Origin of the sequence: Mycobacterium sp. GA-0227b, from assembly GCF_001499855.1 — a bacterium.
Classification (GTDB): Bacteria; Actinomycetota; Actinomycetes; order Mycobacteriales; family Mycobacteriaceae; genus Mycobacterium.
The window spans coordinates 19,116-44,108 of sequence record NZ_LQIK01000007.1; the positions used below are offsets into that span (position 1 = coordinate 19,116).

Sequence of the window (24,993 nt, forward strand, 5' to 3'; positions counted from 1 at the left end):
TGAGACGCGCCAGATCTCCGACGAGACCTGTCATGCTGCTGTGCGACATCACTCGTATCGAGAGTCGTTGTGCTTCGGGCAGTGGGCCGCGGTGGCTGAACTTCGAATGGTGTGGCCGCATGCCTCATGATCGCCTCCTCGAGGAGAAGGCAGACGATACTCCGGCCTTGCCCTGGGCGGATCGGTATGGCGGAGCGGTTGATTCAAGCTCACGGGTGTCCGTGACTTGTCAACGAACCGGGCGGAGTATCACCACCCCGGGCACGTTGCGCAGATAGTCCTGTAACGGGGTGTCGACGACCTTCTCGTCGGCGTCCAGTGATGACGCGTTCCGCACGACGGGGCCGTTCGGGGCATCGATGAAAATGCCCACGTGCGTGACGTCGAGGCCGCCGTCTTCGGCATACGAACCGATGTAATCGCCGGTATTCAGTTGGCTCAGCACGCCCCCGTCGACCTGTGCGCTCGGAATGTAGGACACGGTTCGCGGAACGACCGGCAACCCGGGCAGGTACACCCCGCCGGAATCCTTCTGGTTCAGGTTCTTCTGCACCTGAACAGCGTTGGGACTCAAGCTCGTCGTGATGTCGGTGGCGATCGGCGGCGTCCCCGCGGCCCAGTCGGTGAAGAAGTGTTTGCGGTTCGGGAAGCTCACGACGCCGTCCCGGTAGCGGACCTCGGTCAGTGCGGCGATGAACTCCTCGCGGTTTCCCGCCCGCTTCAGCGCCTCGACGTAATCGGCATAGGTGAAACAGTCGACGCGCGACAGTTCAACGACGAGCTTTTCGGGCTCGCTCGCGGAACCGACGAGAGTGTCTGCGCCATAGGGCGTGTCGAGGAACTGCCGTGAAATCGTGTCGGTCATCTCGGGCGCGGCGGCGCCGGCCGCACCGTTCCTGACGGTCAGCAACCTTTCGAGTATCTGCGCGCTCTGCTCGGAGATCTGGACGTCGGGTGACGACTTCGCCGACGACGCAAGGTAAGTCGCGACGGGTATGGGGGAGGTCTCGTTATAGCCGACCGGCAGGAGCACGTCTCCGGCTGTCGACAGGTAGTACACCTCCCACCGGTGATAGCCGGCGAACGCAGCGGGATCGGCGGCCAGAACCGCGGCGTAGTCGCTGACCGCCCGGACGTAGTTGTTCGAGTTGTTGTACCGGTACAGGGCGTAGTCGCGGTCGGTGGCGAACCCGTTGGCCGCGAGGTAACGGCCGGCCGCCATGATGCTGTCGCGCGGCGAGAGGATGTCGCCGCCGGCGCCGTAGGCAGCGAATGTCGAGGGCATGAACTGCATCGGGCCCTGCGCGCCCGCGGTGCTCACGCCCGCGACCCGCCCGAAAGCGGTTTCGATGAGGTTGATGGCCGCCAGAAAGTTCCAGCCGACACCGAACTCGGATTCGGCCTGACGGTAGTAGCCCATCAGTTCGTCGGCGGGTGTGGGCGGGACGATCCGCCAGGCGGGCAGCGTGTCCTTCGGTCGGCTCATCACCCCGAGTTCTCGACGGGCGTTGACGTTGTGGTCGTAGATCTGCAGGAGCTCCGGCGGGATTCGCGGGCGGACGATCGGATCCCACTCGGGATGCCGTCCCAGCGCCCGGTACGCCGCTTGCTGCCGATGCGCCGCCGCGGTCATCAGCGCCTCGGACGATGACGGGTCGCGCAGCACGCGTTCGTCGGCGACCAGATCGTCGGCGATGCGCGCCGGATCGGATGCCAGCTCGCGGCGCGGGGCGTCGGCTGCCGGTGTCGGCAACGGGCGAGCCGGCGCTGCCGTCGTCGTGGACGAGGCCTCCGGCCTGTCAGGGGTCGAGCACCCGACCGGCGCGAACAAGATCACCGCGATGCCCGCGGCGGCAACGGTCCTGGCGGCGTCGAGACGGGCGTTCATTGCCGTCGGAGTCTAGCGCCGCCAACCGCCTCAGCGGATCACGCTTGCTTGGGCTGCGGGCACAAATACAGGCGCGCACCGGCCACGATGAAGTTCGACAGCGCCTCGTCCTTGGTCGTGATGTCCAACTTCTCGGCCACGGCGGTCGAGTCGGCACCGCGGGCGAACTGCGCGCACGCATCCCGGGCGAGGGTGGTCAGTGTGGCGCAGTCGCCCGTGTATCCCACCGAGGTGATGCTGCGGCAGAGATCGTCTTCGGGTGATGCGGCGGCCTGCGGTGCGGCGAACAGTAGGCCCACCGCTGCGATCGAAAGCGCTGTGAGCGCACGCGTAGTCATGTCACGTCCTTCCTAGCGCCCAATTACCCGTTTTAGCTCGGGGCACGCAGGATCGGATGCAGATCGAGACTACGGCGTTACCGAGGCCGGGATTGCCGCATCGCGGCGGTGGTGGTGACAGACTGCGAGCATGGCGTGGGACTTCAGCACCGAACCGGAATTCCAAGAGAAGCTCGACTGGGTCAAGCAGTTCTGCGAAGAGAAGGTCGAACCGCTCGACCACGTGTTTCCGTACGCGGTGCGGTCACCCGATCCGGCGGTCAAGGCCTACGTGCGTGAGCTCCAGCAGGAGGTCAAGGACCAGGGCCTGTGGGCGATCTTCCTCGACAAGGATCTCGGCGGGCCGGGCTTCGGCCAGCTCAAGCTCGGCCTGCTCAACGAGATCATCGGCCGCTACGCCGGTGCCCCGCACATGTTCGGCGCATCGGCGCCGGACACCGGAAACATGGAGATGCTGGCCGCGTACGGAACCGACGAACAGAAGGAACGGTGGCTCAAGCCGCTGCTCAACCAGGACATGTTCTCGGCGTACTCGATGACCGAGCCGCAGGGTGGCAGCGACCCCAACCTGTTCAAGACCCACGCCGTGCGAGACGGCGACGATTGGGTGATCAACGGCGAGAAGTGGTTCACCTCGGCCGGCCGCGTCGCCGACATCCTGTTCGTGATGTGCACCAACGGTATGTTCGTTGTCCCGCGCAAGACGCCCGGCGTGGAGATCATGCCCGAGCCGCGCAACCACAACCACATCATCTACCGCGACGTGCGGGTGCCGCTCGACCATCTCCTCGGCCCGGAGAACGGTGCAAAGGTGTTGGCGCAGCGCCGACTCGGCGGCGGGCGCATCCACCATGCCATGCGCACGATCGCGCAGTGCAAGCTTGCGTTCGACATGATGTGCGAGCGGGCGCTGAGCCGCGAATCGCACGGCAAGGTCATCGCCGAACATCAGATGGTGCAGGAGAAGATCGCCGAGTCCTACGCGATGATCAAGATGCTGCGCCTGTTCGTCTTGGAGACGGCGTGGAAGATCGACAACACCTCGACGCAGGAGGCCCGCACCGAGATTGCGGCCGTCAAGTTCACGATGGCGAAGGTGCTGCGCGAGGTGTCGTTCAACGCGCTGCACATTCTCGGCTCGCTCGGCACCACAGATCTCACCCCGATCCAGGCGATGTACGCCGGCGCCCCGACGATGGGCATCGCCGACGGCGTCGACGAGGTGCACAAGGCCACCGTTGCGCGGCGCGTGCTGCGCGATTATCAGCCGCATGACGGCGACTTCCCGACGGAATTCCTGCCCTACAAGCGGGAACAGGCGCGCCAGAAGATGAAGCCCGTGCTCGACGCCCGTCCGGAATTGGCGGCCGCCGCCGAGGCGTATCAGAAGTACCTGTCGCAGCGCCGCTGAGCTTCGCGCCTACTGTGAACGCATGAGGTTCGCCATTGCCCTACTCGGCGTGATTGTCGCGTTGTTCGGCCTGCTGTTCACACTCCAAGGATTCGGTGTGGTCGGCGGCAGCCCGATGAGCAACACCACCACCTGGTCGATCCTGGGACCGATCATCGCGCTGATCGGGATCGCGTTGGCGATCGGTGGTCTTCGGCGCCGTAAGCCGTAACCTCGCACCCACCTGGCCGGGCCCCACAGGCACCACTAGCCACACCGATAGCACATTTAACTTCTGTTCGCTGTAGACGCACGAGCGCCGGCCGTCGATGTGTAACGCGTGGCCCGTGTCAACGATGAAGTCTCTGAGACCGGAGCGTCGGGGGCGCCTCAGGCGAGCCTCCAGTTGCCCAACAAATTCGTAGCGTCGGGGGAGCGGCGGTGAATGCCGCCCAAGAGAAGGGAGTCGATGCACGATGGGTGCACCGCTGGATGATGTCCGCAGGCGAGGCATCGCCGCCCTGGCGTCGGGGGTCGTGATCTCCATGACCGCGCTGACCGTTGGTGTCGCCCCCGCCGTTGCGAAGCCGGACTCCGACGACGTCGTGACGACGGTCGCGCCGGAACCCGAAGTGAGAGCTCCAAAGCGCGAGGTGACGGCCGAACAGCCGACGACGGCGCCCGAGCCCGTCGTGCCCGACGTGCCGCGCACCCAGGAGGCACCGCAGACGCAAGCGCCACAGACGCAGGAGCCCGTCGTCGTCGAGCCGGAACCCGCACCCGAACCGGAGCCGGCGCCCGAGCCCGAACCGGAACCGGCGCCCGAGCCGGAACCGGCGCCCGAGCCGGAACCTGCACCGCAAACCGTGGCCCCGACGACCACCGCGGCGGTTCCGACTGCCGACGCCACCGAGCCCAGCGCCGAGCCGTCTACGGCCGTCGAGCGGGCCCCGCAGACGTCGGCCGCACCGGCCACCACCGGCGTTGCTCCGGCGACCGCGCCCGAGGTCAGTGAGTCGGCCGCTCCGTCGACGTCCACGTCGGCCGCGCTCGCGCCGGCTACGGACAGCGCGACGCCGACCAGCGGATCGCAGGCCACCGCGACCGAGGACGACGGCGAGGCGTCCGAAACCCCGACGGTGTCCATCGAGCAGGCCGCCAAGGAGATCGAGATACTGGCCCCGGAGACGCTCGAGGCCCCGGCCGAGAACATCCAGCTCGCCAAGAAGGCCGAACCGATCTTCGAGCCGGAGCCCGCCGCCGCACCCGAGCAGGACGTCAACGCGTTCAAGCAGTCGGTCGACCTGACCCTGGGGCTGAACGGCCTGGAAGCCAGCACCAGCGCGAAGGTCGAATTGGAGGCCAAGCGCGACCGCGACTTCGAGCTGATCAGCAATGTGCGCCAGTGGCGGCCCGACTGGATCGAGTACGACGAGTATTACCGGCCGGTGCTGATGAACCCCTTCCGGGCGCCGGTGCGCATCGTCTACGTCTACGACATGCGGCCCCGGATCGTGTACATCCCGCCGCTGACACGGCTCGTGATCGAAGCCGCGCGGTTCGCGGCCTACAGCTTCACGGCCGCAGTGCTCAGCCCCGTCAACGTGGCGGCCAACCTCGCGCAGGCGGCGACCAACATCGCGGTCGGCAGCTTCTTCGGCGGTGGCTACTTCCCGGGTGCCGGCCTGCCGTTGCCGCCACCTCCGCCGCCGGTGCTGCGCTACGACAACGTGCCGGTCCTGGTCAACTACTCCAATGCTCGCTACGAGCCGTTCCGGGTCCGCCAGATCGTCGATGTCGGTGTGGACCCCGTCTACGGTGGCCGCAAGGTGCTGCTCGACGGGGCGACGCCGGCCTGGGGCGAGTGGACCCAGACGGCAAGCGGGGAACGCCAATTCGAGGTGCACCGGACTCAGCAGTTCCCCGGTTTGAGCGAACCCGCCGAGGGCCGGCTGCCCGGCGACTACCGGCTCCGACTCGCGTCTGATGAGGCGACGACCGGCGGCCTCACCGGCAGGGACATCTTCCTGATGGTGGCGGCCGGCGTGATCGGCACGCTGGGCTTCGGGGCGATCGGTCTGGCGTTCTTCCTCGGACGCCGGCGGCCGGAGCACTGAGTTCGCCTCTTGCGCCGGCGCCCGAAGACGGGTGCACGGGCGTCGACGAGCGGGCATGATGGGGTGATGCCCGAGGTGCGTGTTGGGCCCTTGCTCCGCCACGTCGGCGAAACGGACGCGACCGTCTGGGTGGAGACCGACGGGCCATGCCGCGTCGAGGTTCTCGGCAACGGCGCCAACACCTTTGAGGTCGAGGGCCACCATTTCGCGATCGTCTGCGTGGCGGATCTGGACCCCAACCGCGAACATCCCTACGAGGTCCACCTCGACGGCGCCAAGGCGTGGCCACCGGACGACTACGAGTTCCCGCAGCCGCGTATCAGGCTGATGCCGCGCGACGGTTCCCTGCGGCTGCTGTTCGGATCGTGCCGCTGCTCGGCGCCGCACCGTCCGCCCTACACCTATCAACATTGGTGGCATCCCAAGGGCAAGGGCATCGACGTGTTGCGCACCTACGGTATGCGGATGCTGCGACAGCCGTCGGCGCTGTGGCCCGACGCGCTGCTGATGATGGGCGACCAGCTCTACGCCGATCAGGTCAACGACACGATCAGGGACCTCGTCGCCGACCGCGAGGTACACGCCGACGGGCCGGTCGAGGTGCTCGAGGACTTCGAGGAGTACTGCATCGGCTACTGGGACGCCTGGAGCGACCCCGTGGTGCGGTGGATGCTGTCCACGCTGCCGACGTCGATGATGTTCGACGACCACGAGATCAACGACAAGTGGAACACCTCGCAGGCGTGGCTGGAGGAGAAGCGCAAGACCGACTGGTACGAGACCCGGATCATCGGCGGGTTGATGGCCTACTGGATCTACCAGCATCTGGGCAACATGTCGCCGCAGGAGCTCGCCGACGACGAGACGTTCCAGCAGGTCCTGGCCAGCCGCGACGGCACCGAGCCGATCAGGCTGCTCGCTAAGCGGGCCGAAAGTGACGAGGGCGCTTCACGATTCAGCATGTGCCGCGACCTCGGCTCGTCCCGGCTGATCGTCGCCGACTCGCGAACCGGTAGGCAACTGCAACCGGGGCAGCGCCGCATCATGACCGACGACGAATGGGAGTGGATCACCGCCAGGGTCGACGGCAACTACGACCATCTGCTGTTCGCGAGCTCGCTGCCGATCCTGTTGCCCTACGGCATGCACCACATCGAGGGCTGGTCCGAAGCGGTCACCGACGGCGCTTGGGGTCGATGGCTGACCGGGCTCGGCGAGAAGGTGCGCATCGCGGCGAACCTCGACCACTGGGCGTGCTTCCAGTACAGCTTCCGGCGGTTCGAGGACCTGGTGATCGACGTCGCCACCGGCAAACGAGGAGAGGCTCCGCAGTCGATGGTCATGTTCGGCGGGGACGTCCACCACTGCTGGGTGTCGGAGATCGAGCTACCGCAGGACGCGCCGAATGCCTTGACCAAGATCTGGCAGGTGGTGTGCTCGGGGCTGCGAAAGGAACCGTCGGCGGTGGAGCGAATCGTATTGCGGCTCGGTCATACTCGGACCGCGGAGATCGTCGGCAAGCTGTTGGTCAAGACCACGGACGTGGGCATGCCGCGACTGCGCTGGCGGCCGGTCACGATGCCGCACTTCCGCAACCAGGTCGGCACGCTGGAGATCGCCGGCGGCGAGATGGGGGTGCGGATCGAGAAGATCAGCGGCGGCTGGCGTAAACCGCGTCTCACCACGGTGATCGAGCACAAGCTGCTCTGATCCCTTCAGCCGGCGCCCTTGCCGTTGTCCACGCGGTACACCGCGCCGTGGATCGCGGCGGCGTCGTCGCTGGCCAGAAACGCGATCGCCTTGGCGACGTCGGCGGTGTCGGAGAACCCGCGCGGCGACGCGATGCGCATGATCAGGTTCCAGTCGGCGTTGTCGGGCGCGGTGAACTCGGTGGTCTGCGCGGTCGGCATCCCGCCCGGGCACACCGCGTTCACCCGGATTCTGTCCTTGGTGTACTCGACGGCCAGTGCGCGGGTCAGCCCGACCAGCCCGTGTTTGGCCGCGCAGTACCCCGCCGAGTAGACCTCGCCCTCGACGCCGGCGATGGAGGCGACGTTGACGATGTTGCCGCCGCTCTCCAGCAGGTGAGGCAGAGCGGCACGGCACAGGTAGAACGGCCCGTTGAGGTTCACCGCCAGGTCGCGGTCCCACTCGTCGTCGGTCACCGTCGTGGTGTGCCGCATCTGGTGAAAGCCGGCGACGTTGACCAGCACATCGAGTCGGCCGAACGCGTCGACGCACTGTGCGACGGCGTCGCGGCAGGCCTGCGACGACGCCACGTCCACCGACGCGAAACGACCGCCGGGCACCGCCTCGAACACCGATGCCATCCGCTCGGCGTCGCGTGCGATGCCGAACACCATCGCGTTGCGCTCGGCGAAGAGGTGGGCCACCGCGGCGCCCAGGCCCGCCGACGCACCCGTAACCAGAGCGACCTTGCCGCTGAGTTGAGTCATGGCAAGACCTTCTCATAACGGCATTTGTCGCCTCGAGACAACAAGCTATGCAACGTGCGCGCGGACAACTCGCCGACAACCTGGCCGTCCTATGTTGCCCGAGACGTCCTACGCGCCAGATTGCACCCAGGGTTGTACGGCGCCGACCGCACACATCACGACCATGAGTGCAATCTCGACCGTAGGGCCCGGATCGATGTACATCGGTGCCGACGAGCTAGCTGCACGAGGCTCGCGGGCGCTCCGGGGGTACTGCCGCCAACAACGTGCGGGTGTAGTCGTCCTGCGGAGACGCGAACAGCTCCGCGGCCGGACGGTACTCGACCGTGGCGCCGTCGCGCATCACCAGCACGTCGTGGCTGACCTGCTGCACGATCGCGAGGTCGTGCGCGATGAACAGGTACGTCAGGTCGAGGTCGCGCTGCAGCCCGGCCAGCAGGTCGAGTACCCGCGCCTGCACCGAGACATCCAGCGCCGCAGTCGCTTCGTCGAGGATCAGCAGCTCCGGCTCGCCGGCCAGCGCGCGGGCGATGCTCACCCGCTGGCGCTCACCCCCGGACAGTTCGTGGGGGTAGCGCGACGCGAATAACGTTGGCAGACCGACGAGTTCGAGCAACTCGGCCACCCTGGCCGCGCGTGCACGCCTGCCTTTCGCGAGGCGGTGCACAATCAGCGGTTCGCCGATCGCGGCGCCGACGCGGGCACGCGGGTTCACCGACGAGAACGGATCCTGGAACACGAGGCCGATCCGCCGGCGCAGCGCCTTCTCGGCAGAGCCGCGGACGCTGAACACCTCGGCCTCGTCGAGCGTTGCCGTGCCGGCATTTGGGCGGAGCAAGCCGGTGAGCGCCGCGGCCACCGTCGACTTACCCGATCCCGACTCGCCGACCAAACCAAGCGTGGTGCCGCGCCGGATCTGAAACGTCAACTCCTTGACGGCGTGCACGGTCGATGTGCCGACCGGCGTGCGGACCGCGAAGCGCACGTCGAGGCCGTTGACGTCCAGCAGCACAGGCGCATCGGCCACGGCCGCCGGGCCGGGCCGCCCGATCAGCGGCCGGGCCGCGAGCAGTTCACGGGTGTACTCGTGCGCAGGACGGTCGAAGACGTCGGCGATCGGCGCCTGCTCGACGGCTTCGCCGCCGCGCAGCACCGTGACGTCGTCGGCGACCTGGCCGATCACGCCCAGGTCGTGGCTGATCCACACCACCGCCGTGCCGAAGTCGCGCTGCAGGTCGGCCACCAACTCGACGATCTGAGCCTGGGTGGTGACGTCGAGTGCGGTCGTCGGTTCGTCGGCGATCAGCAGTACCGGATCGCACGCCATCGCGATCGCGATCATCACGCGCTGCTTCTGCCCGCCCGAGAGCTGATGCGGATAGGCGCGCAGCCGCGACTGCGGATCGGGCAGGCCGACCGCCTCCAACAACTCCACGGCGCGGCCCCGCGCCTGCTGCCGGTTCATCCGGCGGTGCGCCTCGAGCGATTCGGTGATCTGCCGCTCGAGCGTCAACAGCGGGTTCAGCGACGTGCCCGGATCCTGGAACACGAAGCCGATCTGACCGCCATGCACGCTGCGCAGAATCCGGCTCGGTGCGCCGACGAGCTCGGTCCGGCCGGAACCCGTTGTGAGCGTGCTGGTTCCGCAGACAGTGGCACCAGGGGCGTCGAGCAGACCCGTCGCGGCGAGCACGGTCATCGACTTGCCCGATCCCGATTCGCCGACGATGCCGAGCGTCTGCCCGCGGTGCACGTCGAACGAGACTCCGTGCACGATTTCGCGTCGGCCGATGCCGACCCGCAGGTCGCGCACGCTCAACACCGGTTCGCTCACTGCTTTCTCCGGGCTTCGATCATGGTGCGCTGTTTCGGGTCGAGGACGTCGCGCAGGCCGTCGCCGAGCAGGTTGAACGCCAGTACGGCGACGAAGATCGCGGCGCCGGGGAACACCGCCATCCACCACGCCATGGTCACGAAACCCTGGGAGTCGAAGATCATTCGGCCCAGCGACGGCTGCGGCGGCTGGATGCCCAACCCGAGGAACGACAGCGCCGCCTCCGAGAGGATCGCGAACGCCAGCGACAGCGAGGTCTGCACCACCAGTGGTCCGGCGATGTTCGGCAGAATGTGGCGGCCGAGGATGTACAGATGGCCGGTGCCCATGCTGCGCGACACCGCGACAAACGGTTCGACGCGCACGCTCATCGTGCTGGCCCGCGCGACGCGCGCGAAAATCGGCGTGTAGACGATGCCGATCGCCAGGATCGTCGTCGTCACACCAGGCCCGAGGATCGCCACCACCGCCAACGCGAGCAACAGCACCGGGAACGCGAACATCACGTCGACGACGCGCATGAACACCGTGTCCAGCCAACCGCCGCGGTAGCCGGAGACCACGCCGATCGCCACGCCCACCACCACGGCGAACGCCACGCTCACCACGGCGACGCGCATCGACGACTGCGTCGCCACCAGCACCCGGGAGAACACGTCGCGGCCCAGTTCGTCGGTGCCGAACCAGTGCGTGCCGCTGGGTGCCTGGAGCGCATTCGGCACGTCGACGTCGTTGATCCCGTACGGCGCAATCCAATTCGCGGTGACCGCGACGAACGCGATCACAATCAACAGACCGGCACTGACCACGGTGACCGGGTTGCCCAGCAGGAGTCGCAGCGACGACATCCTGCTGCCCTGCTCGGCGGGAGTGGTCATGAGAGCCGGATCCTCGGGTCGACGACGGCGTAGAGCACATCCACGATGAGGTTGATGAGCAGGAACAGCGCCGCGATGAGCAGCACCGTGCCCTGGATGACGGGATAGTCGCGCGCCGCGACCGCGTTGTAGACGAGTCGACCCAGTCCGGGCCACGCGAACACCACTTCGACGACGATCACACCGGAAAGGATGGTGGCGAGTTGGATACCGGTGATGGTCAGTACGGGGATCAACGCGTTGCGCACGGTGTGGCGCAGCGTGACCACCCGCGGCGCAAGTCCCTTCGACCGCGCGGTGCGCACGTAGCCCATCGCCGCGACCTCCAGCACCGCCGAGCGCACGTACCGCGTCATGATCGCTCCCGCGACCAGGCCGATGGTCACCGCGGGCAAGACCAGGTGGCGCAACCACCCGGTCGGATCCTCGACCAGCGGCCGGTAGCCGGAGGTGGGCAGCCAGTGCAGTGTTGACGAGAACAAGGCGATCAGCAGAATGCCCATCCAGAAATCCGGGATCGAGACGCCGAACTGGCTGCCGATCCGCACGATCGCGTCGCTGAGCCTGCCCTCGTGCAGCGCCGACCAGATGCCAGCGGGAATGGCGATCAGCAGCGCGATCACGATGCCCACCGCGGCCAGCGACACCGTCGCGGGCAGGCGTTCGAGCAGGATCTCCGTCACCGGATCGCCGTTGCGGAAGCTGACGCCGAGATCGCCGGTCAACGCGGAACCGAGGTAGCCGAAGAACTGGCCGATGATCGGTCTGTCCAGGCCGCTCGCCGACCGCAGCGCCTCGTAGGCCTGCGGTGTGTAGCGCGTGCCGAGCGCGATGCGCACCGGGTCGCCCGGCACGAGGTGCACCAACGCGAAACTCACGACGAGCACCCCGAGCAGCACCACCGCCGAGTACGCCAGCCGGCGCGCCAAAAACCGGGTGATCGGATGAACGAGCAAGGCGGTCATGTCGTTTCGGCCTGGGTGAGGCTTGCCGTGCGGAACCGGACAGCACCGTCGCGGCGGGCCTCGTATCCGGACAGGTTTGTCACCCAGGCCTGGATCACCGACGGGTTGTAGAGGTAGATGTAGCTCACCTGGTCGGCGATGATCGTGGCGGCTCGGCGGTAGATGTCTTCGCGCGCTTCGCGATTCGTTTCCACCCGACCGGCGTCGAGCAGGTGGTCCACCTCGGCGTTGGAGAACTTCTGGGCGTTGCTGGTGCCGTTGGTGTGGTGCTGGGCGTAGTAGAAGTCGTCCGGGTCGATGTTGCCGAGCCAGCCCATCATCAGCATGTCGAAGAGGCCGGAGTTCTGTTCGTCGAGCCAGGTGGCGAAGTCGACCGTGCGGATCTTGACCGTGATACCAAGCGGCGCAAGGTTGTCGGCGATCACCTGGGCCGCGGTGACGGTCTCGGGGTACTCGCTGGTGACCAGCATGTCGAGGTCGATGTCGCCGACGCCCGCCTCGTCGAGCAGCCGGTTGGCGGTGTCGGGGTCGTAGCGGTAGCGCGTGTACTCGGTGTACCAGGGGTTGCCCTCGGGGATCGCGAGTTGGTTCGCAACCGCGGTGCCGTAGCTGGTCGCCGCGACGATCGCGTCGCGGTCGATGCCGTAGGCGACGGCTCGGCGCGCCCGCACGTCGTCCCACGGCTTGTGGGCCTGGTTGAGCGCGAGATACCAGTAGTCGTTGCTCGGGGTCACCGCCAGGTGCAGCGAGTCGTCGTCGCGCAGCTGCATCACCCGTTGCGTCGGGATGGAGTCGGTCCAGTCGATCTCACCGGCCTGCAACGCCGAAAGCGCGGTCGACGGTTCGGAGATGAAGCGAAACGTCACACCCGGCACCTTCGGTGGGCCACCCCAATACGACGGGTTGGCCTTGAGCGTGATGGAGTCGCCGCTCTTCTGGGACTGGAACGCGAACGGTCCCGTGCCGATCGGGTGGGTGGCGATCTGACCGCTTTCGACGTTGCGGCGCTGCACGATCGCCATGCCCTTGAAGCCGCCGATGTTGGTCAACAGGTTCGGCGTGGGGTGTTTGACGCGGATCACGACGGTCAGCGGATCGACGGCCCGCACGTCGGTGACGGCGCTGAACTTGTCGACGTTGGCCAGCTGTTCATCCATGATGCGCCGGTACGAGAACACGACGTCGTCGGCGCTCAACGGGCTGCCGTCGTGGAATGTCACCCCGGGCCGGAGGTGAAACGTCCACGACAGCTGGTCGGGGCTGACGTCCCACGACTCGGCCAGCGCGGGCCGCATCTCGAGGTTGGCGTCCGGTTCGACGAGCGTGTCGAAGACGTTCTCGAGCACCTCGAAGGAGAAGTAGGCACTGGTCTTGTGCGGGTCCAGTTGGTCGGGCTCGCCGGCGATGGCGGCGATGAGGTGGTTCGACGAGTCGCCGAGGTCGACACGTTGCCCGGTGGAACACCCGGACAGGACGATGACGATGGCCGAGACCACTGCTAAGACCACTGCTGGGGCCACCGCCACCAGTCGTTTCATTGCCACCATCCCGAGCCTCGTGCCGCGTCTTTACCCGTCGGCGCTGGTCGGCGAAACCCGGGACAGGGGAAAGCCGTGACGAGCCGATGTGCACACTGAAATACTCAGTACACCGCTGACGCCGGGAAAGGGACCACGTTGAGGAACACGATCACACGGACTCTGGGCGTGGCCGCGCTCGTTCTCGGCGTGCTGTTCGGCGCGCAGGGTATTGCGCACGGTCAGGGGGACGTCAAGTCGCCGGACACTCCCGAGGGCGTCTACAACGTCCGCATCGCCGGGCAGGCCGAAACCACCTGGGAGATCTACCCGATCTGCGTCCCGACCGTCGGCGACCTGCGCGAGCCCCTGATCCTTCCCGTCGGGTGTCGGCTGAAGGTCTTCCCGGCAGGCCGCGGCGGCGCCGAAGCCGTCCAGGTCGGCGGCCAGTGGACATTCGAGGCGAACCCCAATGACTCGTTCCGTAAATGCGCGGACGGCAGTAAGGCGCCCCAGACGATGATCTACTCGTTCAACGGGAGCACGCTCGCCGGCACCCTCAAGGTCATCCACGGCGCGGTATGCGGCGAGCAGCCCGCGATGGTCGAGATGCCGCTGACCCTGTCGTTCAAGGAGCCGCTGGCCATCCCCGTCACGCCGTATCCGCTGATCTGTGAGCCCGGCGGCCTTCGACGCTGCTTCTAGGTGCCCGACAACCCGTCGATCGGCCGGGCAGCCGGCCATGGCCTGCGGCCCACTCGACGGGCCCGACTGCCGCTTCTCAACGGCAAGGCCGTCGACCTCACCGGTCCGGGACTCACCGACCGATGGGGCGTCACCTGCACCGATCTCGGCGCCTCGGTGACGGCGCCGGACGGCAAGTTGGTGTCGGTGTTCGGCGACACGTTCTCGGGTCGCAAGGTGGGGGAGGGTGATTGGCGCTCACCGGTCGTGCTGATCGGCACCGGCGACGCCGACCATGAAATCGTCTTCGAGTGCGCAGGCGGCAGCGACCCCGACTACGCGAGGCAGCTGTGGCACTACGCGCACGACGATGCGGCCTCCGGATGGCGCCGCAGCGGCATCAGCACCGTGATCCCGTCGGACTTACTGACCGTCGGTGATTCGATGTACCTGCACGTCATCGTCAACCGCGGCTTCGGCACAGTCGTCTGGACCGAGATCTGGCGCTCGCCCGACAGCGGTGTCACCTGGACGCACTTGGGCGAGAAGGCCAAGTTCCCCGCCGACCTGCACGGCGGGCACGCACAGTGCTGGGCATGGGATTTCGATCCGGACGACGGCTGGGTTTACGTGGCGGCCACCGGCTTTCAGCGCGACAAGGGGATCGTCTTGATGCGGGTGCGTCCCGAACACATCGGGGACCGGACCCGCTATCTCGGTTGGGGTTTCAGAGGCGGCCGGTGGGCGTGGGGGACTTCCGCGACACCTGTCACACCGGCCGGTGAGAGATGGGGAGAGCTGGCGTTTCGCCGTATCGGGCCGGACAAGTGGGTGCTGGGCGGCTTTCTCGCGTCGAAGTATGCACTCGGCTATCGGGTGGTGGCCTCGCCCGTGGCGAACATGCACACCACGCCGATCCAGATGCCGGTCGTCGGAACGGCGTGGGACGCCGAGGACCACTTCGGCAGCCGCGTCGCCCAGCTCTACGGGGGCTACCTGCTGCCGGGGTCGCGCTTCGACATCGACGGCGGCGTCGGGCTGGTGGTGTCACAGTGGAACACCGCGACCGGCTGGCCCTATCGCGCAATGCAATTCAAGGCTTCGTTGCGCGACACATCCCGTCGAGCGCGAGCAGACGCAAATGTCCCCGAAAACCTTTGATTTTGAGGCCATTTGCGTCTGTTCGCGGCTGAAACGCCACGCGCGCACCTAGGGTGTAGGCCGTGGCCGAGTGGAAGGGGACCGTCGAGCTGTGGTGAAGGAAGCTGGCGCCAAGCGCGTAGTGGTCTGGGGCACCGGATTCGTGGGCAAGATGGTGATCCCCGAAATCGTCGAGCACCCGTTGTTCGAGTTGGCCGGTGTCGGGGTGAGCGACCCGGAGAAAGTGGGCCGCGACGTCGGCGAGATCTGCGGCCTGAGCACCCCGCTCGGGATCACGGCGACCGATGACCTCGACGCGTTGATCGCGTTGAAACCCGATGCGCTGGTGCATTACGGCCCGACGGCCAACCACGCCGAGGACAACATCGCGCTGATCACCCGTTTCCTGCGGGCCGGGATCGACGTCTGCTCGACCGCGATGACGCCGTGGATCTGGCCGACCATGCACCTGAACCCGCCGAATTGGATCGAGCCCGTCACCGCGGCGTGCGAGCTCGGCGAGTCGTCGTGCTTCACCACCGGCATCGACCCCGGGTTCGCCAACGACCTGTTCCCGATGACGCTGATGGGCCTGTGCTCGCAGGTGCGGAAGGTGCGCGCCTCGGAGTTGCTCGACTACACCAACTACTCCGGCGACTACGACCGCGAGATGGGCATCGGCAAACCGCCCGAGTACCGCCCGCTGCTGGAGAACCCCGACATCCTCGTGTTCGCCTGGGGCGCAACGGTTCCGATGATCGCGCACGCTGCGGGCATCATGCTCGACGAGATCACCACGACATGGGACAAATGGGTGACGCCGACCGAACGCAAGACCGTCAAGGGAACCATCGCGCCCGGCAATGTCGCCGCCGTGCGGTTCACGATCAACGGCGTGTACCGGGGCGAGACCCGGATCCAGCTCGAGCATGTGAACCGGATCGGCAGCGACGCGGCGCCCGACTGGCCCTCGGGCAACGAGAACGACGTGTACCGCGTCGACATCGAGGGCACTCCCAGCATCTTCCAGGAGACCGCGTTCCGGTTCACCGACGGCTCCGGGCGCGATGCGGCCGCGGCCGGCTGCCTGGCCACAGGACTACGCGCACTCAACGCGGTACCCGCGGTCAACGAACTCTCGCCGGGCTGGGTGACGGCGCTCGATCTACCGCTGATTCCGGGTGCAGGCACCATCCGGTGAAGTAACGCCAACCCGATCTGCTGAGATGGAACCCAATGGGGTTTTTCATCGAGACGAGGAGTGATGGCTGACGGGGTCGGGCTGTCGGTTGGTGCCACCAACCTGGCGGCCGTCGTGCTGGACCGGTCCGCGCTGACCCGGTCGCCGGTGTTGACGCGTTTCGCGCACCGGCCCCCGGAGGTCGGCGTGCCCGGCCAAAACCCCAACCTCAACGAGCGTGGCCTCATCCTGACCGATTTCGTGGACCGCGTCGGCGATCCGGTCGGCATCGTCGCCGCCGACGGCTCGAGTCACAGCGCCGATGCCGTGCTCGCGGATGCGCTGCGGGCGATGCTGTACGCGGTCGGGGGTGGGCGCCGGCCCGTCGGCCCGGTCGCGGTGACGCATCCGGCGCACTGGCGGCCCGCCTCGGTCGACGCGCTGCGCGGCGCGCTGGCCGCGATGCCCGAGTTCGACCGTCCGCAGCCGGCGCCCGTCGTCTCCGACAGTGTCGCGGCACTGACCGCGCTGCAGAACGAGCCTGGCCTGCCCGCGCGCGGCGTCATCGCGCTTTGTGACTTCGGGGGCACCGGTACCAGCATCACCCTGGTCGACGCCGGCAACGGTTATTCGCCGGTCGCCGAAACCGTGCGTCACCCCGACCTGTCCGGTGACCTGGTGGACCAGGCGCTGCTGACCCACGTCCTCGACGACCTGGCCAGGGCCGGCACCATCGACCTGTCCGGCACCTCGGCGATCGGATCGCTGTCGCGGTTGCGCGCACAGTGCCGCGGCGCCAAGGAGCGGCTGTCCACTGCGGCGTTCACCTCGCTGGTGGCCGACCTGCCCGGGCACCGAAGCGACGTGCGGCTGACCCGCACCGAACTCGACGAGCTGCTGCGCGCGCCGGTCACCGCCTTCGCCGACGTGCTTCAGGACACGTTGGAGCGCAACGGTGTTCGAGAGCTTGCGGCGGTGGCATCGGTAGGCGGCAGCGCGCGGATCCCGGTCATCACGACGACGCTGTCGGAGCGATTCCGGGTGCCGGTCATCACGACGGCCCAGCCCGAGTTGACCGCGGCGGTGGGCGGCGGGCTGGCGGCCGCCCGGGGCACCGTCGAAGAGGGGATGACCGCGATGGCCGCGGCGCCCGGGGCCGCCGCTGCGGCCGGTGCGGCAACCGCCATGGCGCCCGAGGTTGACGCGGCGGCCGACGAGATGTCGCCGCAGTCGAGCGCCTTCGGCGCGTTGGCGTGGTCGGACGCCGACGAGGTGCCCGAGGTGGCGGCCACCGACCCGTACGACTACGCGCCGGAGCCCGCGGGCGCCGCCGCCGGGGTGCGACCACAGCTGCAGTTCGGCGACGAGTCCTGGGATGACCTGCCACCTCGACGAACGCCGTGGTACCGAAACCCGGCCGTTCCGCTCGCTGCGGGCGTCGTCGTGGTGCTGGCTGCCCTGGCGGCAGCGGTGTTCTGGGTGATGGACGGCGACCAGACCGCTCCCACGCCGGCGTCGACCACCGCGCCTCCGGTCACGGCCACCCCGCGACCCGCGACACCGCCGCCCACCTCCGCCGAACCGGCACCCGCGACGCAGGCGCCGCCGCAGACCGTCTACCAGCCGCCTCCGCCGCAGACGCGGACCGTCACCGAGCCGCCGCCGTCACCCGAGTCGCCGCCCACGTCCGCGCCGCCGCCTACGTCCGCGCCGCCACCGACCACGCAGCCGCCACCGCCGACGACGCAGCCGCCACCGACGACGCAGCCGCCACCGACGACGCAGCCGCCACCGACGACGCAGCCGCCGGCGTGGACCCCAACCGCGCCGTACCCGACCATCCCGGGGCTGCCCTGGGTGCCGGCTCCGCAACTGCCCGGGCAGCCCGCGCCGTAACCCCACCGGCGAACGGGCTACCCGTCGAGCCGCGGTCAGTGGGCCCTGGGTCGTTTCGTCAACACCAGGTGCGCCATCGGAATCTGGGTTTCCTCGGGCGCCGCGGCGAGCCGGGTCGCAACGCCAGCCTCGAGACGGTCGAAGATCTCCGCCACCCGTGGCTCGGTGCCGACGCCGTCGAGCGCACCCACCATCGTCGGGAACACCGCGGCCCGGCAAAAGGACGCCCACTGCGCGGCGAAAGCGTCTGCGTTGCCGTCGACTTGGTACTGCTGCCAGAAGCGGTCCCCGGCGTCGAAGACCTCGAGGTGCTCGATCTCGAGCTGTTCGAAGCGGCCCTTCGGCGCGAACGGCGCCAGGAAATCCTGCTCACTGCGGCCGACGATCGGGATGCCCATCCGGTACACCTCGTCGGTGGTCAATAGCCGCTCGGCGGCGAGCTCGTCGATCGTGTCGACCAGTGCGCCCAGCACCGGGCGGTACCCGATCTCGCCGTCGTCGTCGACCGCCGTCGTCATCACCACCAGACGACCGCCGCGACGCAACTCGCGGCCGCGAAACGCGATGAACTCCTGCCAGTCCTGGGCGGCCTGTCTGGCATAGGCGGCGCGCACGCTCTCGTCGCGGCTGTATGCGACGTGGACATGATCGGGGATCGGCGCCGGGACACGGCTGAGCCAGTGCACCGCCCACGAACTCCACCCCAGATTGACGCTGCTGGACGGCATGATCTGCGAGTAGAACGACCGGCCGATCGCCGAGGCGAAGGTCGCCGCGTCCTTGCTCAGATAGGTATCCGGATCGTCGGCGAGCGTCCGGAACAATGCGGTGAAGTCATTTTCCGGCACGTCGGTGTGCACGACGAGCGTGGAGTGGTCGGTGCGGGTCCGCTTGCGCAGCACCGCTATTGCCGCGCAGATCGGCAGCAGGGAGTTATGGCCGGTGGAGGCGCCGTAGTCGGCGATGACGAACGGCTGCGGAAGGCGGGGGACCGGCACCGCGGCGGCGGCTTCCTCGAAGAGCTTGATCGCGGCCTGCAGTCCGGCGGCCTGCAGCCGCGAGCCGGCGGTGTAGGACCCGCTCTCCATCGGCTCGGGCCGCACGACGATGCTGGACTCGGGCAACGCGACCTCCCGGACGTGGCGGACAACAGATTCGGTCGCTTACGACGGTAGTCCCCGTTCGGAATTGACGCCGCCGAAGGTGTCGACTGATCCCATCAAGGCCACCGCACGCGGCCCGGCCGTGTCACACTCTGGCCATGAGCGGAAGGGTCGCCCCGCGCATCGCCGTCGTCGTCTCCGTGCTGACCCTGCTGGTGTCCGTCGTCGGGTTCATCGTCACGCTGGTACTCAACGCGTTCGTGCTCGACGAGTTCGACGCATACGGTGAGGTGCCGATCCCGGGAACGGGCAGCATCGAGTTGCCGGCCGGCGAGGTGACCGTCAGCTTCCACACCATGATCACCGGTCAGCCGACGAGCGGCTTCCCCATCCCCGAGATCAGCATCGACATCGAGTCGCCCGATGGCGTCGCCGACCCGGTGGTGACCGAAAACATCGGCGGGACAACAACAGTCAACAGTGACACGCACGTGCGGGTGTGGCTGATCGAGGTGGCCGAAGCGGGCACCTACCGCGTCGCGACGGACGGCGATGTGGCCGGGTACATCAACCCTCGGCTGGCTTTCGGCCACGGCAGTGCCTACAGCTGGCTGCTCTGGGTGTTCGGCGGCCTGATCGCGCTCGGGGTGCTCGAACTCATCGCCGCCATGGTCTGGTCGGCGCGCGCCGGCAAGGCGGCGCGACCGCTTGCGCCGCACGAGATGCTCAGCGCCGACGGACCGCCGACGCTGCGGTCGGTGTCGACACCGACCTCCGGCTACCAGCCGAACGACCAGGGGGTGCGGCTCGAGCAGTTGAAGCAGCTGGCCGCACTTAGGGATTCGGGTGCGCTCACCGAGGCGGAGTTCCAGGCCGAGAAGCGCCGCATCCTCGATGACTAGCTACGGGACCAGTGGCCCGAGCCGATAGGCAGCTCAGCTGCCGCGGGCCACCCACTCGTCGTAGTGCACGATCTCGTCGCCGATTGTGGTGGAATCGCCGTGGCCGGTGTAGACGACGGTGTCGCCGGGCAGCTTGCCGAGCCGGCCCGAGATCGACTCGAGAATGGTCGGGAAGTCCGAGAAGGACCGCCCCGTCGCACCGGGCCCGCCCTGGAACAAGGTGTCACCGGAGAACACCGCATTCAACTCGGGCGCATGCCAGCACACCGACCCCGGCGAGTGGCCAGGGGTGTGCAACGCGCGCAACTCGGTGCCGGCCACCCGCAGGGTGTCACCGTCGGACACGGTGCGAAAGTCGCTGTCGGGATGCGTCATTCGCCACAACACCTCGTCAGCCGGATGCAACAGCACAGGAGCGTCGAGCGCTTGACCGAGCTCGGGCGCGACGGTCACGTGATCGTTGTGCCCGTGCGTGCAGACGACTGCCACGACGTGCCTGCCGCCGACGGCGTTGACGATCGGGCCCGCGTCGTGCGCCGCGTCGAACACCACCACCTCGGAGTCGTCGCCGACAACCCAGATGTTGTTGTCGACTTCCCAACTACCGCCGTCGAGTTCGAAGGTGCCGTGGGTGACCACCCGCCCGATCGGCCCGCCGTTCACAGGATCACCACCGAACGCAGCACGGAGCCGCCGTGCATCTTGTGGAACGCCTCCTCGACGTCGTCGATGCCGATGCGTTCGGTGACGAACTTGTCCAGCGGCAGCCGCCCCTGCAGGTAGAGGCTGATCAAGGTGGGGAAGTCCCGTTCGGGTAGACAATCGCCGTACCACGACGACTTGAGTGAGCCTCCACGGGAGAAGAAGTCGATCAGCGGCATCTCCAGCGTCATGTCCGGCGTCGGAACACCCACCAGCACAACGGTTCCCGCCAGGTCGCGGGCGTAGAACGCCTGCTTCCAGGTCTCCGGTCGGCCGACCGCGTCGATCACAACGTCGGCGCCGAAACCGTCGGTGAGGTCCTGAATGGTCTGCACCGGGTCCAGTTCACGCGCGTTGACGGTGTGGGTGGCGCCGAATTCGCGGGCCCAGTCGAGCTTCTTGTTGTCGGTGTCGACGGCGATGATGCGCTTGGCGCCGACCAATCGCGCGCCGGCGATGGCCGCATCGCCGACGCCGCCGCAGCCGATGACCGCGACGGTGTCGTCGCGGCCCACCGCGCCGGTGTTGACCGCCGCGCCCAGACCGGCCATCACGCCGCAGCCAAGCAGCCCGGCCACCGCGGGATCGGCCTCGGGGTCGACCTTGGTGCACTGGCCCTCGTGAACCAGAGTCTTGTCGGCGAACGCGCCGATGCCCAGCGCAGGCGTCAACTCCGTACCGTCGGTGAGCGTCATCTTCTGCGCGGCGTTGTGGGTGTCGAAGCACAGATGCGGACGGCCGCGCTTGCAGGCCCGGCACTGGCCGCACACGGCGCGCCAGTTCAGGATCACGAAGTCACCGGGTTCGACGTTGGTCACGCCGGCGCCGACCGATTCGACGGTCCCGGCCGCCTCGTGTCCGAGCAGGAACGGGAACTCGTCGTTGATCCCGCCGTCGCGATACGTCAGGTCGGTATGGCACACCCCGCACGCGGTGACGTCGACCACCACCTCGCCCGGACCGGGGTCGGGAATCACGACGTCCACGACTTCTACTGGCTCGCCCTTCTTGCGTGAGATCACACCGCGCACCGTCTGGCTCATGCGTCCAACCTAATGGGTGGCGTCCGGATTGGAATAGTGTCCATACGTATGTCCAGCTAGCGGCTCGGGAGACACTGGTGCCGTGAGTGACGCCGAAGCGATTGCAGCGAATAGGGCTAACTGGGACGAGCGTGCAGATGTCCACGCGATATCGCAGATGTATGACGTGGACGGGTTCCTGAGCGACCCGTCCGAAATCTCCCGCGTAGTGCGAAAAGACTTCTCCGTGTTGCAACCGCATCTGCCGAACGGTCAGGTCCTTGGCCGTTCGCTGCTGCATTTGCAGTGCCACATCGGCATCGACACCGTCTCGTGGGCAAGAATGGGAGCCGTTGACGTCCACGGTCTCGACCTTTCGCCCAATTCTCTTCGTCACGCCGCCCGCATCGCAGAGCGCGATGGCCGCGAACTGACGTGGGTCGAAGGTGACGCCCGGTTCGCATCGACGCTGATCGAGCGAAGGTTCGAGCTCATCGTCACCAGCGCCGGAACGATCGTGTGGTTGCCCGAGTTGGTCAACTGGGCCCAGTCCATCCGTGAGTTGCTCGAGCCGGGTGGACTGTTCCTGATCCGCGATGACCACCCAATCCTCGGTGCCATGGCGTTCGAGCCATGGGAGATCACCGACGACTACTTGGCTGGCGGAGGCAGTCGCATCTACGAGGACTCTGGCACGTACACGGAGGATTCAGCCGGTCTCATCAGCCACGTCGAGAACCATGAGTGGCGGCATGATCTCGGGGAAATCGTCTCCGCCCTGCTGCAGGCGGGACTGCAGATCGAAGCACTGGTCGAACTGCCATACATGGACTGGCCTGCGTTTGCCGACCTTATCCCATCACCGGAGGGCTGGGCGCTCCCACCATCGGCGCCACGAATTCCGCTCAACTTCGCGATCGTGGCGCGGCGCCGTGTCGACGAATCGGGGCATTGAACCGACGTGGCGCGCCTACCGTTGATCGGGTTATGACCACACTCGACAAGAACTCCGCCGCCGACTCCACCGAAGAATTCGCCGGGCGGATGGTCGACGCGATCGACAGCGCCAGCCTGTCCATCCTGTTGTCCATCGGACACCAGACCTCGTTGTGGGACACGCTGGCCGAGCTACCGCCGGCAAGTAGCGCCCAAATCGCCGACGCCGCCGGGCTGAACGAACGCTACGTACGCGAATGGCTCGGCGGAGTCGTCGCGTCGCGGGTCGTCGACTACGACGCCGCGACGGACACCTACACGCTGCCGCGCCATCGCGCCGCGGTGCTCACCCGCGCCGCCGGCCCGGACAACCTCGCGCGGGTCGCGCAGTTCATTCCGCTGCTGGCCGAGGTCGAACAGAAGATCATCGGCTGCTTCCGAACCGGCGGCGGACTGTCCTACAGCGAGTATCCGCGGTTCCACACGCTGATGGCAGAGGAGAGCGGTGAGGTGTTCGACGCCGCGCTCGTCGACGTCATCCTGCCGATGGCCGACGGGCTTCCGCAGTTATTGCGTGAGGGTGCCGAGGTCGCCGACATCGGCTGTGGCAGTGGGCATGCCATCAACGTCATGGCGCAGGCCTTCCCGGCGAGCCGGTTCACCGGAATCGACTTCTCCGACGAGGGGTTGGGCGTCGGGCGCGCCGAGGCGGCTCGGCTCGGCCTGACCAACGCCACGTTCGTCGCCGCCGACGTGGCCGAACTCGACATGCCCGAAAGCTACGACCTGATAACGGTTTTCGACGCCATTCACGACCAGGCGGCCCCGGCTGCGGTGCTGGCGAACATCTACCGCGCACTACGGCCCGGGGGCTACCTGCTCATGGTCGACATCAAGGCGTCGAGCCGGCTGGAGGACAACGTCGGCGTGCCGTTGTCCACGTACCTCTACACCGTCTCGACGATGCACTGCATGAGCGTGTCGCTGGGCCTCGACGGCGAAGGGCTCGGCACCTGTTGGGGTCACCAACTCGCCACGTCGATGCTCGCCGAGGCGGGGTTCGCCGACGTCCAGATGCGCGAAATCGAGTCGGATCCGATCAACAACTACTACATCGCGCGCAAGTAGGCTCGGCGCGATGAGCGCGCTCGATGCCCTGGCCGATTGGCCTGTTCCGGATGCCGCCGCCGCCGTGGTCGGACCGTCCGGCGTGCTGGCCGAGTGCGGCGATGTCCGCCACCGGTTCGCGTTGGCGTCGGTCACCAAGCTGCTGGCCGCCCGCGCGGTGCAGGTCGGTGTCGAGGAGGGCGCCGTCGACCTCGACACCGAGGCGGGCCCGCCGGGCGCCACCGTCCGTCATCTGCTTGCGCACGCGGCCGGCTACTCCATGCACTCGGCGGAGACGATGGCAGAACCGGGGACGCGCCGCGTCTACTCCAACTACGGCTTCGAGGTGCTCGCCGAGACGCTCGAGAAGGCCACCGGCATCGAGTTCGCGCGGTATCTGACCGAAGCCGTGTTCGAACCGCTCGCGATGACCGACAGCGCACTCGACGGTGGAGCGGCGGCCGCGGGCTACGGCGCGACGTCGACGGTGGCCGATCTGGCAGCGTTCGCCGGCGACCTGCTGCGGCCGGTCACGGTGTCGGCGCAGCTGCACGCCGAGGCGACCTCGGTGCAGTTTCCCGGCCTGGATGGCGTGCTACCGGGCTTCGGGGTACAGCGCCCCAACGACTGGGGGTTGGGCTTCGAGATCCGCGACGGCAAGTCCCCGCACTGGACGGGCACCGGGAACTCGGGCCGCACTTTCGGGCATTTCGGCCAGTCAGGGACGTTTTTGTGGGCCGATCCGCAGGCCGATCTGGCGCTGGTCGTGCTGACCGACCGGGATTTCGGGGACTGGGCATACGAGCCGTGGCGGGAGTTGTCTGACGAAGTCCTGAGAGAATTCGGCGCAGACTAGCGCAACAGGCGTCTCACAGGGCACAATAGACACGCACGACACAGCTGTAATTCGGATTTCGCGAGGCCGCTTGGGGAAGACG

22 protein-coding genes and 1 pseudogene are annotated in these 24,993 nt (G+C 67.6%); 12 read left to right on the forward strand and 11 right to left on the reverse strand.

Annotated elements, in window-relative coordinates; translation table 11 throughout:
• Positions 1–229: 229 nt before the first annotated feature.
• From AU185_RS25545 to AU185_RS07815, 3 genes and pseudogenes are all read right to left on the reverse strand, one after another.
• A complete protein-coding gene (locus tag AU185_RS25545) occupies positions 230–865 on the reverse strand; it encodes a DUF1460 domain-containing protein (protein WP_231740278.1) in 636 nt (211 codons plus the stop codon).
• 105 nt (positions 866–970) lie between these two features.
• Positions 971–1,888: pseudogene (locus AU185_RS25550) on the reverse strand (lytic transglycosylase domain-containing protein); the annotation flags it as partial.
• Positions 1,889–1,926: 38 nt separating this feature from the next.
• A complete protein-coding gene (locus AU185_RS07815; RefSeq protein WP_059098821.1) occupies positions 1,927–2,226 on the reverse strand; it encodes a DUF732 domain-containing protein in 300 nt (99 codons plus the stop codon).
• A gap of 130 nt (positions 2,227–2,356) precedes the next feature.
• Here AU185_RS07815 and AU185_RS07820 point away from each other — a divergent pair, with 130 nt between their 5' ends.
• From AU185_RS07820 to AU185_RS07835, 4 genes are all read left to right on the forward strand, one after another.
• Positions 2,357–3,637 (forward strand): acyl-CoA dehydrogenase family protein, encoded by a 1,281-nt coding sequence (locus AU185_RS07820; RefSeq protein ID WP_059098822.1) that lies wholly within the window; start codon positions 2,357–2,359, stop codon positions 3,635–3,637.
• Between the two features lie 22 nt (positions 3,638–3,659).
• A complete protein-coding gene (locus AU185_RS07825) occupies positions 3,660–3,848 on the forward strand; it encodes a hypothetical protein (RefSeq protein ID WP_059098823.1) in 189 nt (62 codons plus the stop codon).
• Positions 3,849–4,092: 244 nt separating this feature from the next.
• On the forward strand, positions 4,093–5,733 hold the full coding sequence (locus AU185_RS25440) for a hypothetical protein (protein ID WP_059098824.1): 1,641 nt from the start codon (positions 4,093–4,095) through the stop codon (positions 5,731–5,733).
• A gap of 66 nt (positions 5,734–5,799) precedes the next feature.
• A complete protein-coding gene (locus tag AU185_RS07835) occupies positions 5,800–7,443 on the forward strand; it encodes a DUF7800 domain-containing protein (RefSeq protein ID WP_059098825.1) in 1,644 nt (547 codons plus the stop codon).
• A gap of 5 nt (positions 7,444–7,448) precedes the next feature.
• Here the strand turns inward: AU185_RS07835 and AU185_RS07840 are convergent, their stop codons facing one another.
• The 5 genes from AU185_RS07840 to AU185_RS07860 form a co-directional block, all read right to left on the reverse strand.
• The gene (locus AU185_RS07840) at positions 7,449–8,189 is read right to left on the reverse strand and encodes an SDR family NAD(P)-dependent oxidoreductase (protein WP_059098826.1); all 741 of its coding nucleotides are present in this window, start codon (positions 8,187–8,189) and stop codon (positions 7,449–7,451) included.
• Positions 8,190–8,406: 217 nt separating this feature from the next.
• Positions 8,407–10,023, reverse strand: coding sequence for a dipeptide ABC transporter ATP-binding protein (locus AU185_RS07845; RefSeq protein ID WP_059098827.1), 1,617 nt, complete (start codon positions 10,021–10,023; stop codon positions 8,407–8,409).
• Complete coding sequence (locus tag AU185_RS07850; RefSeq protein WP_059098828.1) at positions 10,020–10,901, reverse strand: ABC transporter permease; 882 nt, start codon at positions 10,899–10,901, stop codon at positions 10,020–10,022. Before AU185_RS07850 ends, AU185_RS07845 begins: the two co-directional genes overlap by 4 nt.
• Positions 10,898–11,866 carry an ABC transporter permease gene (locus AU185_RS07855; RefSeq protein WP_059098829.1) on the reverse strand — a complete coding sequence of 323 codons (969 nt, stop codon included), beginning with the start codon at positions 11,864–11,866 and terminating at the stop codon, positions 10,898–10,900. The genes AU185_RS07850 and AU185_RS07855 overlap by 4 nt, the downstream gene beginning before the upstream one ends.
• Positions 11,863–13,404 carry an ABC transporter substrate-binding protein gene (locus AU185_RS07860; protein WP_059098941.1) on the reverse strand — a complete coding sequence of 514 codons (1,542 nt, stop codon included), beginning with the start codon at positions 13,402–13,404 and terminating at the stop codon, positions 11,863–11,865. The genes AU185_RS07855 and AU185_RS07860 overlap by 4 nt, the downstream gene beginning before the upstream one ends.
• A gap of 168 nt (positions 13,405–13,572) precedes the next feature.
• On the opposite strand from AU185_RS07860, the gene AU185_RS07865 reads away from it, so the two are divergent.
• The 4 genes from AU185_RS07865 (at position 13,573) to AU185_RS07880 (ending at position 18,283) form a co-directional block, all read left to right on the forward strand.
• Positions 13,573–14,088 carry a hypothetical protein gene (locus AU185_RS07865; protein WP_231740275.1) on the forward strand — a complete coding sequence of 172 codons (516 nt, stop codon included), beginning with the start codon at positions 13,573–13,575 and terminating at the stop codon, positions 14,086–14,088.
• 42 nt (positions 14,089–14,130) lie between these two features.
• Positions 14,131–15,228, forward strand: coding sequence for a glycoside hydrolase family 183 protein (locus AU185_RS07870; protein WP_231740279.1), 1,098 nt, complete (start codon positions 14,131–14,133; stop codon positions 15,226–15,228).
• Positions 15,229–15,322: 94 nt separating this feature from the next.
• On the forward strand, positions 15,323–16,408 hold the full coding sequence (locus tag AU185_RS07875) for an NAD(P)H-dependent amine dehydrogenase family protein (RefSeq protein WP_059098943.1): 1,086 nt from the start codon (positions 15,323–15,325) through the stop codon (positions 16,406–16,408).
• A 63-nt stretch (positions 16,409–16,471) separates the two neighbouring features.
• Positions 16,472–18,283, forward strand: coding sequence for an Hsp70 family protein (locus AU185_RS07880; RefSeq protein WP_059098831.1), 1,812 nt, complete (start codon positions 16,472–16,474; stop codon positions 18,281–18,283).
• 35 nt (positions 18,284–18,318) lie between these two features.
• On the opposite strand, the gene AU185_RS07885 is transcribed toward AU185_RS07880, so the two are convergent.
• Positions 18,319–19,407 (reverse strand): class I SAM-dependent methyltransferase, encoded by a 1,089-nt coding sequence (locus tag AU185_RS07885; protein WP_059098832.1) that lies wholly within the window; start codon positions 19,405–19,407, stop codon positions 18,319–18,321.
• A 137-nt stretch (positions 19,408–19,544) separates the two neighbouring features.
• Between AU185_RS07885 and AU185_RS07890 the strand changes: the two genes are divergently transcribed.
• A complete protein-coding gene (locus AU185_RS07890) occupies positions 19,545–20,288 on the forward strand; it encodes an SHOCT domain-containing protein (RefSeq protein ID WP_059098833.1) in 744 nt (247 codons plus the stop codon).
• Between the two features lie 33 nt (positions 20,289–20,321).
• Here the strand turns inward: AU185_RS07890 and AU185_RS07895 are convergent, their stop codons facing one another.
• Positions 20,322–20,951, reverse strand: a complete 630-nt coding sequence (locus AU185_RS07895) for an MBL fold metallo-hydrolase (RefSeq protein WP_059098834.1) — start codon at positions 20,949–20,951, stop codon at positions 20,322–20,324.
• Positions 20,948–22,033, reverse strand: coding sequence for an S-(hydroxymethyl)mycothiol dehydrogenase (locus tag AU185_RS07900; protein ID WP_059098835.1), 1,086 nt, complete (start codon positions 22,031–22,033; stop codon positions 20,948–20,950). Before AU185_RS07900 ends, AU185_RS07895 begins: the two co-directional genes overlap by 4 nt.
• A gap of 82 nt (positions 22,034–22,115) precedes the next feature.
• Between AU185_RS07900 and AU185_RS07905 the strand changes: the two genes are divergently transcribed.
• The 3 genes from AU185_RS07905 to AU185_RS07915 are packed head-to-tail and all read left to right on the forward strand — an operon-like array spanning position 22,116 to position 24,911.
• Positions 22,116–22,967, forward strand: coding sequence for a class I SAM-dependent methyltransferase (locus AU185_RS07905; RefSeq protein WP_059098836.1), 852 nt, complete (start codon positions 22,116–22,118; stop codon positions 22,965–22,967).
• 32 nt (positions 22,968–22,999) lie between these two features.
• Positions 23,000–24,076, forward strand: coding sequence for a class I SAM-dependent methyltransferase (locus AU185_RS07910; protein ID WP_059098837.1), 1,077 nt, complete (start codon positions 23,000–23,002; stop codon positions 24,074–24,076).
• 10 nt (positions 24,077–24,086) lie between these two features.
• Positions 24,087–24,911: a serine hydrolase domain-containing protein gene (locus tag AU185_RS07915; RefSeq protein ID WP_059098838.1), complete on the forward strand. Its 825-nt coding sequence runs from the start codon at positions 24,087–24,089 to the stop codon at positions 24,909–24,911.
• The last annotated feature ends 82 nt before the right edge of the window (positions 24,912–24,993 follow it).